This is a genomic window from Thermodesulfobacteriota bacterium (genome assembly GCA_040755095.1).
Lineage (GTDB): Bacteria > Desulfobacterota > Desulfobulbia > Desulfobulbales > JBFMBH01 > JBFMBH01.
Genome location: JBFMBH010000001.1, coordinates 35,089 through 47,727, shown reverse-complemented (window position 1 = coordinate 47,727; position 12,639 = coordinate 35,089). Strand labels below are relative to the sequence as shown.

Here is a 12,639-nt window from a genome sequence, read left to right as displayed (position 1 = left end):
ACCGCCCCGGCCTGCCCCTAGTCGCAGGGGCGATCGCCCGGGGTGTAGGCGGGGGTGGTGACCACCGCCTCGTTGCTGTTGGCGGAGCTGTTGGCCCCCCGGAAGGCCCGCACCCTGTAACGGTACTCGGTGGCCGGCTGGATGCCGTTGGTGTCCAGGAAGCTGGCCGTGGCCGGACCCACCGTCGCCCGTTCGATCCATAGGCCGTTCCAGGCGAGCATCTCCACGACGAAGCCATCCTCGCAGGTGGAATTCACGGTCCAGCCGAGTTCGACCAGGCGGGAGTTGACGGCGGTGGCCGTCAGCAGGGAAGGGGCCGCCGGGGTGGCGGCGCAGGGGGTGCAGGCGTCGTCCACCTGGCCGTTGCAGTTGTCGTCGACGCCGTTGCAGGACTCGGTGGCGCCGGGGTTGACCGCGGCGTTGGTATCGCTGCAGTCGGTGCTGGTGGCAACATAGCCGGCCGGGGCGCCGGCCTGGCAGGTGGCCAGGGGGCTGGCGGCGTCGCCGTCGCCGTCACCGTCGGCATCCCGGAAGTAGGTGTGGTCGGCGGCGAAGCCTTCGTCGGTCTCGCCGTCGCAGTCGTTGTCCTTGCCGTCGCAGACCTCGGTGGCCCCGGGCTTGATGGCTGCGTTGCTGTCGTCGCAGTCGCCGCTGACCGCGGTCAGCTCGGCGGCCCGGTAATAGATCGGCCCGGGATCCAGGCACTGGCTGCGGCGGCCGCCGTCCGAGTAGCCGTCGCCGTCGGTGTCTTTGTGCCAGATGGTGGCCGGATGGAGGGCGGGGTCGTGGTCATTGCAGTCGCCGCTGGGAGCGGCAAGATCGATGGCCAGATAATAGTCGGCCCCTGGATCGGTGCACTGCGCCAGGAAGGTGCCATCCGAATACCGGTCCTGGTCCCCATCCTTGTACCAGCTGGTGGCCGGGTTGATCTCCGGGTTGGCGTCATCGCAGTCGGTGCTGTCGGTGACATGACCGGCCGGCGCGCTGCAGGCCGCCTGGCTGACCGCCGGATTGCCGTAGCTGTCGCTGTCGGCATCTTGATAGTAGGTGATCGCAGTGGTGGTGGCGCTCGCCTCGTTCGAGGCCGCAGAATCGCCGCCGCTGTTGGTCGCCTTGACCCGGTAGAAATGGGTGGTGTTGGCGGCCAGGCCGGTGGTGTCGGAATAGCCGGACGCATTGGCGGCCAGCAGGGCGATCTCACTCCAGGAGCCGCCGGCCCCGATCTTGCGCTCGATCCGGAAGCCGGTCTCGTTGGCGATCGCATCGGTCCAGGACAGATCGATGCGGCAGGGCGGCACCGTCGAGGCTGTAAGGCTGGTGGGAGCAGCCGGGGCAGCGTCGTTCACGGTGGTGAAGGCGGTCTCCGCCGAGAACCGGGACCAGGCGCCGGTATCGTCCTGATACTGGACACGCCAATAATAGGTCGTGGCGTGTAGCAGCCTCAGGTTGGCGCCCTGGGTGGTCTCGACGTCCAGTCCGGCGACCGGCGCGCTGGCTGCGAACTTGCGTACCCGCACCCAGTCGGTCTGCGAGATGTCGCGCAGGAAGGGATGCAAGGTGTCGTCCGCAGTCGGAACGTTGGTCGTGTATTCGTAGAGCAGGTTGTCGTCTCGGTAGTAGCGGGCCGAGCCGGTGGTCCAGGCCAGGCCGATGGTCTGCCAGGATGCCCCGTAGCCGCCCAGGCTGACTTGGCTCGCCGAGCCGCCGTTGTTGGTGTCGGCATACATGACGCCGTCGGAAAAGAATTGCATGCCGATGTAGTTGGCGCTGTTCAGATAAAGGGTTGTTCTCCGGTCGGTGATGCCGAAACGGTCCCGGCTGTTGGTGGCCACCGAGTGGTGCCGGAACTCGATGACGGAGTTGATGGAGACCGAGGAGCCGGCGGCATAGATGAAGTGTTCGGCGCCGGCCTGGTCGTCGGTCTGGGCATTCAGGGTGACGATGCCCCCGGCCACGACGGCCCCGGACGACTGCGGCCACTTGGCGCTGTCGAGGCTCGTGCCGTCGAAACCGTCCCAGAAATCGAATACCGTCGCCGGGGCGCTGGCCGGGCTGGCGGCCGGGTTGCCGTAGTAGAGATAGATGGCACTGGTGGAGCTGTCCGCCACCTTGACCCAGATGGTGGAGTCGCCGGCGGTGTTCCACGATTCGATGGCGTAATCCAATCCCGCGCCACCGGTGGAGAAGAAGCGGAGATCGGAGCCGTCAGCCTTGGCGTGGGCGTAGTCAAAGGCGGCAGGGGTGAGCTTGATCCGGACCTGGAAGTCGGTGGTTGGTGTGGCCGGTGCAAGGGAGACCTTTCGCCGGTACGACCAGGCCGGATCGGCCCAGGCCGGACCCGGGTCGAGGGTCAAGGAGGTCAACGCCTGGGAGGTGATCCCGGAATCGACGGAGTCCATGTCCCCGTAGGCGCCGTCGTCGGGGCGCACCTGCCAGCGCGAAGCGTTGTGGCGGTTGCCGGGGTTTGGGTCGGAAAAGGCGGATGCGGAGAAGGTCGGCAGGATGGCCTGCCCGGTAGCCCCGCTGGCGGGCGACACATTGACCGGCTGGTTGGGAGGCGTTGACAGCAGAGCACCTCCGGCCTGGTAGCGGGCCAGGACCTCGGCGGCGGTGAGGTCACGTTCATAGACCACCACCTCGTCCACCATGCCGTTGAGCGTGTCTTGGTACTGTAGCCCGACAAGGAATTCCGTCCACGGCTTATGCTCGGTCATGCTTGACGACGAGCCCAAGGCAACCCCGTTTTTGTAGAAGACGCCCAAATGGTTGAAGGCATGATAGGTGAAGACAAAATGCTGCCAGACATTGAGGTCCAGGGTGCCCGGGGGGCTAATCGCCTGGGTGCCGTCCGCGCCGACATGCAGGCCGCAGTTGGAATCGGTGCCGAAGTAAAAGGCCCATTGCCCCCATTGGTCTCTGGAGATGATGCGCTGGTTGTAAGAGGCGCAATTTGCCGGTTTGATCCAAAACTCCACCGAGTAGGAAGGGGGCTGCCAGGCGCTGAACGAGGTGGTCACCCGGGAGTCGTAGCCGTCGAAGCTGAGCGCGCCGTTCAGTTTGCCGTTCGCGTTCCAGGTGGCATCGGTGACCGAGCCGTTATGATGGCCCGCGGTGTCATAGGCGGTGGAACCGCTGGTCTCATCAAATTTCCAGTGGAGCTTCACCACCGATTCCAGCGAGTGGGTGGTGGTAAACATGGTCTCATCAGAGTAGTCGGACCAGTTGCCATGGTTGTCCTGGTAGCGCACCTGCCAGTAATAGGCGGTCGAGCCGGCCAGGGGTGTTGCCGCGGTGTGGCTGACAAGATCGGCACATGGGCCGCTATTATAGACTATGGCGGCCTCGAAGCCTGCGCCTGCTGCCGTGCTCAGCCGCCATTGGCTCGCCTGATGGCTGTCGCCCGAATCAGTATCCACAAAGGCGGACGCGGCCAAGGTTGGGGATTGGCTGATCTCGATAGCGCCATGGAGAGGGGTCTGATTGGAGGGCTTTTCCGGCGCCAGATTGGCGGCCATGCTAAAGCTGGACTCAGCCGACCAGGCTGACCAGGCAGAGCCCGCATCCCGGTGCCGGACCTGCCAGTACACGGTGACGGCCGGGGCGAGATCCACCGGCAAGGGATAACTGGTGAGGCTGTAGGCGGTCTCGCCGCTGTCATGAACCAGGGCTTGGGCCGAGTAGTCACCACTCACCCTGGTGAGCCGCCATTGGGAGGCGGCATGGGCGTCGCCCGCGTCCGGGTCGCTGAAGGCCGAGGAGACGAGGGTCGGCATGGCACTGGTGACGCTGACCCCACTGGGCGATACGGCCGTGGGGGTGTTGGGAGCGCTGTTGCCGCGAACCGTGAAACTGGTCTCCGCAGACCAGGAGGACCAGAAGTTGTCGGAATCCTGGTACTGGACATGCCAGTAATAGGTCGCCCCCGGGGTCAGGCCCCGGGCAATGGGTACCGTATGGCTGGTGAGATTGTCGTTGATCGTGCCGGAATCATACGAGAAGAATCCGCCATAGGATTCATCGCTCTTCCGGATCTGCCAGCGGGAGGCCTGATGGGCATCGCCGTTCGGATCGGAATACACCGAGCTGTTCAACGTGGGGGTGCAGGAAACGCCGGTCGCCCCAGCCGCTGGCGAAGTGTTCACGGGGCGGTCGGGCGCATCGCCGCTGGTGAGCGGGTTATAGGTGAAGGCCAGGCCGAGATCGGTGAGCGGTGTGCCGCTGGTGTTGGTGAACCGGCAGTAGAAGCCCCAGCCTCCCCCGCCGTCTGTCACCTTGATGAGCAACCTGTTCCACCCTTTGAGCAGGGTGACCGCCACAACATCCTGATCTGGTGAATACCCACGGCAGCTTGGATTGTTGTGGACCTTGACTCCGTTCAACCAGGCAGCAATCGCATCGTCCGAGCCGAGGCGCAACTGAGCGCTCCGGGTGCTCCCCGAGTAAACATAGACCGCGGCATAGGCCAGCCGGTTGTCGCCGCCATAGATCGAATCGAAATCGATCAGGTTGTCCGTATCGTGGTGCGCCGTCCAGTATTTCCCGGAATACGGGCCGTCGCCGACAGCCGGCGTGCTGCCTGATTCATTGATGTAGCTGCTGCCGGTGTCCGAACAGCCCGCGGCTGCATAGTAACCAAGGAGCAACCAGTCCCGGATATACCCGCTGCCATCCGGTGCATAGGCGGCGGCGGTCGCAATGGGGGTCAAGGAGGTGGCTTCGGAGTAGGCCGACCACAGCCCCTCCCCGTCCTGGTACCGTACCTGCCAGTAACAGGTGACACCCGACGACAGGGTCGTGGCCACCAGGTGTTGGGTGCGGATGGTTTCGGCAATGGGGCCGGTGTCATAGACCAGGGCGGCCTCGAAGCCTGGGCCCGACGCCGTGGAGAGCCGCCATTGGCTCGCCTGATGGACGCTGCCTTCGGGATCGCTGAAGGCCGAACCGATCAGGGTTGGGGTTCTCGATACCCCGGTGGCGGTGTCGGCCGGCGAGGCATTGACCGGCTGCCGGGGCGGCAGGTTCGCCGGGGTGGTGAAGGCGGCCTCCTGCGACCAGGCCGACCATTTTTCGCCGTTGTCCTGGTGTCTGACCTGCCAGTAGTAGGTCGTCTCCACGGTGAGATCCGCGGGCACCGAATAGCCGGTGAGGTCGGTCTGGGTGGCGCCGCTGTCGTGCAGGAGGTTGGCACCGGCATAATCGCCGCTTGCCGTGGAGACCCGCCACTGGGAGGCGCGGTGGGTGTCGCCCGCATCCGGGTCGGCAAAGGCGGAAGAGGAAAGACTGGGCCGCCTGGTCACCACGCTGGTGTCCTTGGGCGAGACCGCGGAGGGGGTGTTGGGGAGGTTGTTGCCGCGGATGGTGAAATCGGTCTCCTCGGACCAGGCGGACCAGGCGCCGGTGTTGTCCTGGTACTGGACCTGCCAGAAGTACTGGATGTTCTCCACCATCACGTAGGAAGACGGGGTGTGGGCGGTCAGGTCCCCGGTGACGCCGCTGTCATAGGAGGCCCCGTCGCCGTACGCGCCGGCCGCCGTTCGGATCCGCCAGCGGGATGCCTGGTGGCTGTTGCCGTCCGGATCGGAGAAGGCGCCGGCAGTCAGGCCAGTATCGATGGTGATGCCGGTGGCGCCGTCGGCCGGAGAGGTGTTGACCGGCTGGGCCGGAGGCCTGGAGAGCATGGGGCCGGCCCCTTCCTGGTACCGGCCCTGGACCTCGGCCGCGGTGAGTGCCCGGGTGTAGACGACCACGCCGTCCACCATGCCGTTGAGCGTGTTTTGGTACTGTTGGCCGACGAAGAATTCCGTCCACGGCTTGTGTAGGGTCATGCTGGACGACGAGCCCAAGGCAACCCCGTTTTTGTAAAAGATGCCGGTGGCGGTGGCGTTGACATAGGTGAAGACCAGATGCTGCCAGACATTGAGGTCCAGGGTGCCCGGGGGGTTGAACGCCTGGGTGCCGTCGGCGCCAACCCACAGGTTGCAGCCGGCATCGGTGCCGAAGTAAAATGCCCATTGCCCCCACTGGTCCCGGGAGATGATGCGCTGGTTGTTATTGACGCAATTCGCTGGCTTGATCCAGAACTCCACCGAGTAGGAAGCGGGCTGCCAGCCGCTGAACGAGGTGGTTACCCGGGAGTCGTAACCGTCAAAGGAGATGGCGCCGTTGTGCCTGCCGCTCGCGTTCCAGACGGCATCGGTGACCGAGCCGTTGTGGTTGCCCGCGGTGTCGTAGGCCGTGGAGCCGCTGGTCTCGTCGAACTTCCAGTGGAATTTCACGTAGGTCGACAGCAAGGACTCGGTGGTGAACGAGGTCTCGGCGGAATACCCGGTCCAGGCGCCCTGGTCGTCCTGATAGCGAACCTGCCAGTAATAGGTGGTGTCCGGGGACAGGGTCGCGTCGAGGGTATGGCTCGCCTGGCCGGAAACCGGTCCGGTGTCGTAGAGGATGTTGGCGTCGAAATTCGCACCCGTGCCCGTGCTGATCCGCCACTGGCTGGCCCGGTGCGGGTCGCCATCGCCGTCGGAATAGGCCGAGGCCGTAAGGGTCGGGGTGCGCGACACCCCGGTGGCGCCGGCGGCCGGACTGCTGTTCACGGGCGTATCGGGCAGGAAATTGGCCACGGTGTCGAAACTGGCCTCGGCGGACCAGTCGGACCACAGGCCGCTGATGTCCCGGTGCCGCACCTGCCAGTAATAGGTGGTTGCCGAAGCGAGCGCGGTTGCCAGGGGATACGTGGTGAGATGGTCCGTGTCTTCGCCGGAATCCACCACCAGGTTGCCGCCGGTATAATCACCGCTGGCAGTGGAGATCCGCCACTGGGAGGCCCCGTGGCTGTCGCCCGGATTGGGGTCGGAAAAGGCCGAGGAGGTCAGGGTCGGGAGCGCGCTGTCGATGGTGGTGTTCCTGGGCGAGGAAGCCGCGGGGAGCTGGGGCGCGCTGTTGATGAAGGTGGTGAACGAGGTCTCGTCGGACCAGGAAGACCACAGGCCGGTATTGTCACGGTACTGCACATGCCAGGAATAGGTGGTGCCCGGCATCAAGGCGGCCTTTGGCGAAGTCGATTCACTGGAAAGGCTGGCAACCGGCTCGCCTGCTACGTATTTTCGGACCAGGACCTGGTCAACATAGATGTCCAGCGCCCCATACGAGGAGTTGGTGTCCACCACCCCCAGAAAGATGTCCAGAGAGGTCCCGGTCGGTGAATAGCTGGTCAACGTGGTTGCATGGTTGCCGCCTCCCTGCTGTGAAATCGAGAAATCTGTGCTGGTTCCCTGCCGCGTGATCTGCACGGTGACCGTAATATCGCTGCCACCACCGATGCCGGAGTTGACTCCTGAACGGTTACTGCCGTTGGCCTGCTCTGGGCATTGCATCCAGTCAGCGCACCAGCCCTCGCCGAAACCGATGTGCTTGGTCGTCGCAGGCAAGGCGGAAGCGGCATTGGCTGGCGTTCCCGCCGCCTGATCGTAGAATCCCAGGAAGTCCGAGCCCTGGCCGCCCCGGTCGCCGACCATGCGCACCTTGGCCTTCAGAACGACGTTGTCGTCGAATGCGGTTATGCTCCGGATAAAGCGCCAGCCGCTGTTGTTGCTGGAGCCGTAGGCATAGCCGCCGGATTCGCTCATCCCACTGCTCTCCCATAAACCCGCATCCAGGGTGCCGTCCCCGAAATCGTCGAAAAGATCGAACACCGCCTTGCCGTCGCTTGCCGCTGCCACGGCCGGATTGCCGTAATAAAGGAATATCTGGTCAGTCCCGGCATTGGGGACCTTGACCCAGATGGTGGAGGTCCCGCCGGTGTTCCAGGTCTCGATCCAGTATGAAAGCGGGGTGCCATTGCCATCAAAAAAACGGAGGTCTTCGCCATTGGCGCCGGCCACTTTGGAGTAGTCAAAGGTTCCATGGGACAGTTCCACCTTGACCTGGTAATCGGGGATGGAGGTGGCCGGCAGAAGCGAGACGGTCCGCCGGTATGCGGACCGCCAGACATTGTCGTTGAAGATATGACTGGTGAGATCCAGGATGGTGCCGCTGTCATAGCTGTTCGCATCGCCGTATGCGCCGGAACTCTTTCGTACCTGCCAGCGGGAGGTGCTGTGGGTATTGCCGGCATCCGGATCGGAAAAGGCGGAGGCACTCAGGGTTGGGGTCAGGTTCACTCCGGTGGCGGCGTTGGCCGGCGAAGAGTTGCTGGGAGTGTTGGGAGGGGCGGAAACAGCGAGGCCTGCAAAAGCCAGGAGAAAGACTGTTGTGAAAACCAGGACTGGTTGTGACCTGTACAGAGTTGCCATAACAGCCTCGTTTCTCGGATTCCAGGACGAAATCACCACGGCGTCACCTCGTTCCACAGCTCGACAAAGGGCCAGGTGTTGCCGCCGGTGTAGGGCCCGCCGCCGCCTGCGGCCCCGTCCACCTCGTGGCACCCTCCCAGACTGGCGGGATCCACTGTTCGTACGGCAAAGCCCGGGAAGAAGCCGTGGCCGTGGTCGGGATTGCCGGCGTAGCTGGGAATGCCGCCTTTGAGCACCTGCTTCCGGTGGTTGAAGTCGAGGCAGTTGGTCTGCATCAGTCTGGGCAAGCCCGAGTTGTGGGGCACATGGCATTTGGAGCAGGGGAAGGTGTGTTCCTGGTTGTTCCCCCAGCCCCGCACGGTTTCATGGATCCGGTCCACGGTCTTCCAGGCCGTGTTCTTGTTGATGCCGTCGGTGAGATTGGCCTTGGTGTGGCACCGGAGGCAGAGTCCGGCGAAGACCTCGTCCTCCTCGGTGATCGTGCCGCCGGCGTCGTGGATATTGCTGTTGGTGTCAAAGGTCACCCGGTCGGTGTGCCAGTGACGGTCCTGGGTGTTGTCATAGCCGGAACATCCTGACTGGCAGCCATCGGTGGAGGGCGTGCCGGTCATCTCGGGCGAGTCTTCCTGGTAGGGCGATGTGAGCCAGGTGCCCTTCAAGAGGGGCACGCCATAGCCCTGGTTCATGCCCAGGGTCAGGGAGACGCCGTGCGGGTCGTGGCAGGGGGTGCACAGGCCGCCTATCTGGTGCGCGGCCTCGTCCCCTTCGCTGGTGCCGTTGAGGCCCTTGAGGCTGCTTGAGGCCATCATGTGGCCCCCCTGGTTGGTGCGGCCCCCCCGGAAGGGGAAGCGCTGCTTGGTGCCGCTGTAACTGGTGCCGAAACGCAAGCCGTCCTTGTAGCCCATGATTGGCTTCGAGGCCCCGAAGGTCTGCTGATAGCCCCAGGGGGTTTGGCCGATGGTGGCGGTCATGTGACAGTCGAAGCAGAGATCGGCGCCGGTGTTGTAAGGGCTACGGTCCGCATCGTCGGTATTGGCCTGCGGAAGGTAGGAGACGGTGTAGCCGCCCTTGCCGGCGAAGGTGTTCTTGAGGAGCCCGCCACTCTGGTCGCCGGCGAAGCTGCGGTAGCTGGAGGTACTGCCCACGGCCGCCGAGCCGTGGGCGTTGTGGCAGTCGAAGCACAGGACGTTCGCAAAGCCGCCCCGGGTGTTGGCGATGGTGGCGTCGAGGCCGGTGGCCGGATCGAAGCCGCCCTGGTTGCTTATGGCGTTGCCGTGGGCCGAGAAGGACTTGATGAGGTTCTTCGCCGCCACCTTTGGGTACGAACTGGTGGTGTACTTGCCCCAGGTGGTGGTGCCGGTCTGGGAGTAGCGGGCGGCGATGGAGCTGCGGTCCCAGGCATACTGGCGGGGGGTGTTGCAGTCGGCGAAGGGCTCGGTGTCGTTGTTCTGGTCGCTGTGGCAGGACAGGCAGTGGAGGTTGAGCTTGGCGATCTGGGCGCGGGCGCCGTCGGCGAGGTAGCCGATGCCGGTGGCCGCCTCGCTGTAGGCGGTGGGCCTGCTGCCGGCGCCGTAGAGGACCAGATTGACCACCGCACCGGGGGTGGCGGTGCCGCCGTGGAAGGCGAGGTTGATGCTGCCGTCGCTGTTGGCCTCCCAGTGGCACTGGTAGCAGTGCTGGCCCTCGACGGTCACCCCCTGGACATGGTGGGAGCTGCCGGCGAACTGGCCGGTGATGGGGGCCCGGTTGCCCAGGGAGACCGAGTGGCAGCCGAGGCAGGCCGACTGGCCCCACTGGGCGGTGGTGCCGCCGTGGCAGGAGATGGTGGCACAGGTGGAGCCGTTGGCGTCGAAGGTGTAGGCAAAGCTTATCCCGGCGCCGGCCGCCAGGTCGTAGGCGTTGTTCAGGTGGTTGGCCTGGCCGCTGATGCTGTTGCCGGTGGCGGTGGTGTTGGCGTGGCAGCTGCTGCAGCCAAAGCCGCTGTGGGCGGCATGGGAGTTGGCCTTGGGCGCGGCGTTGGCATAGACCGGTCCAGAGTCGTGGCAGCCGGTGCAGTCGACCTCGGTGGCCGACTCCCACGCCGGTACGGCATGGGCCGCGATCCGGAGGCCGGTGGCCACGAAGGTGCCGTCGTGATGGCAGTCACTGCAGACGGTGGTGTTGAACTGGCTGCTGCCGCCGTCCTTGAAGCGGGGCATGTTGCCGGTGTCGTGGCAGCGGCCGCAGGGGGCACCGACATTGCCGGCTGCCGCGACGTGGGCGGGGTGGGCGTCCTGGAGGCCGTGGCAGGAGTCGGCCGAGCCGCAGCCGCCGCCAGGAGCACCGCCGCCGCCGCCGTGGGCGAAGCTGTCGGTGTGGGCGTGGCAGGTGACGCAGGAGTTGCCGTTTTGGCCCCAGTTGTGGTTGTTGGCATGGTTGGTGTCCGGATGGGGATCGCCGCCGGCAGCATGGCAGGCGTCGCAGACGCCGTTGTTGGCAGCGTTACTGGGGTCGAGATCCCGAAGATCGGTGTCGCTGGCCTCGAGCCCGGTGATGGCCACCGGGTTGCTGGCGCCGCCCACCTTGCCGTCGATGGTGGGCAGCACCATGGCCAGCTTGCTGGTGCCGTGCACCTCGTGGCAGTCTTCGCACTGGTAGCCGGGGCTGGTGGCGTAGTCGGCGCTGTTGCCGTAGGCCGGGAAGGCGGTGGCGGCGTTGGTGTTGTAGCGGCCGGAGACGGCGCCCGAGTGGATGCTGGCCTCGGCGGTGGCATCGAAGCCCAGGGCGCCGGCTGACGCCTGGCCCTTCTGGTGGCAGTCGAGGCAGACCTCGGAGATGGTGGAGGTGGAGGCCAGGCCGTCGTCGGGCACGGTCTCCAGGCGCAGGGCATCGCCCAGGGCGCCGGAGAAGTGGGCGCTGGTGGAGCTGTGGCAGGCGGTGCAGGCATAGGCCGGGCCGTTCTGGCCGTGCAGGGTGGCCGGGTAGCTGCCGCTGACCCCGTGGCCGGTCAGGTAGTAGCCGTAGGTGGTGCCGTCGCCGGCCTTGTTGGGGGCGGGCACGCCGGAGCCGTCCTGGGCGCTGTTGGCGGGCGTTTCGTCATGGCAGCTGATGCACCACAGCTCCTTGCCCGCCTTCAGGGCGCCGTTGGGCTCGTAGATCCCCGTCCGCCAGTTGGCCTTGGCGCCGTAGGTCTGGTTGTTGACCCCGTCGTAGGAGCCGCCCGGCGAATGGCAGTTGTTGCAGACGGTGGTGGCCGCCAGGGTGGTGGCGCCGTCCTTGAAGTTGGGGAAGGCGTTGGTGTCGTGGCAGGCGCCGCAGCCCACGGCCGGGCCCCGGAGGTCGTCGGCATCGTTTTCGGTGTGGGTGGAGTGGGTGGCGTAGGTGCCCTTGCCGCCGATGCCCTCGCCGCCGAAGCCGTCGTCGTGGCCGTGGCAGGAGTCGCAGCCAGAGCCGCCAGCGCCGCCGCCGCCATGGGCAAAGCCGCCGCTGTGGGGGTGGCAGGCGATGCAGTTCTTGGCTGCCTGGCCGCCGCCGACATTGCTGTGCAGCTGGTCGGCAGCGCTGCCATCGTTCCGGAAATGGCTGGTCTGGGTATGGCAGACCTCGCAGACGCCGTCGCGGTTGGCATCGCCGTCGGCATAGGAGTTGGCACCGCTGGTGGCAAAGAGGCGTACCGTCTTCTTGCCGCTGTTGGGGGTGGTGATCTCGTTTTTGATCAGCTTGCCATAGAAGATGGCGAAGGTGTTGCCCACCGCTGCCTTGGTCAGGTCGATGGCCGGGCTGACGGTGAGGGTGTCGCTGGTGGTGTCGAGGATCCGGGCGTTGTAGCTTGGGTTGGCGGTGTTGGGGACGAGGATGGAGTCGTTGAACTGGTCCTCGGCCCAGCCGGCGCCGGCCATGGTCAGGGTGCCGGAGCCGTACGGGTGCTCCTGGTCCGGCGGCGCCGAGGTCATGCCGGTGGAGATGCCGGTGGCCTGGGCGGCGCCGTAGGTCTGGTACTGGAGCTGGTGGTGGGGCCAGTGGCAGGTGCGGCATTCGATGGCCCAGACGCCGTAGCGGTTGGTGGTGTTGGCGCTGGAGTGGGTCTTCACCACCAGGTGCGGCAGCACCACCTGGTTGTGGCAGCTCAGACAGAGGCTGTCATAGGGGGTAGCGCTGTTGACCCAGGGGGGCGGCGTGTCGCTGACGACGTAGTGGCACCCCGGGCAGGCGGTGTTGGTGCTCAGGTTGTGGGGATAGTCGGAGCCGAACCGGTCGGCTGCCGCCGAGCCGGCGAGGAGAAGGCCCCCCAGGATGCCTGCCAGAACCGCCCGCGCCACGCTGCTCATGCCCATTCTCCTTCAACCGATCCGATTGGCCCCACGGTCAT

2 protein-coding genes are annotated in these 12,639 nt (G+C 65.7%); both read right to left on the bottom strand.

Annotated features, from left to right (window positions below; all coding sequences use genetic code 11):
* Positions 1-17: 17 nt before the first annotated feature.
* Positions 18-8,159 (bottom strand): DUF2341 domain-containing protein, encoded by an 8,142-nt coding sequence (locus AB1634_00130; GenBank protein ID MEW6217924.1) that lies wholly within the window; start codon positions 8,157-8,159, stop codon positions 18-20.
* 164 nt (positions 8,160-8,323) lie between these two features.
* On the bottom strand, positions 8,324-12,598 hold the full coding sequence (locus AB1634_00125) for a hypothetical protein (protein ID MEW6217923.1): 4,275 nt from the start codon (positions 12,596-12,598) through the stop codon (positions 8,324-8,326).
* Positions 12,599-12,639 lie beyond the last annotated feature (41 nt).

Excerpts from the sequence above, each read along its gene's own strand:
- AB1634_00125 (MEW6217923.1), bottom strand. The coding sequence starts at position 12,598 with ATGAGCAGCGTGGCGCGGGCGGTTCTGGCAGGCATCCTGGGGGGCCTT.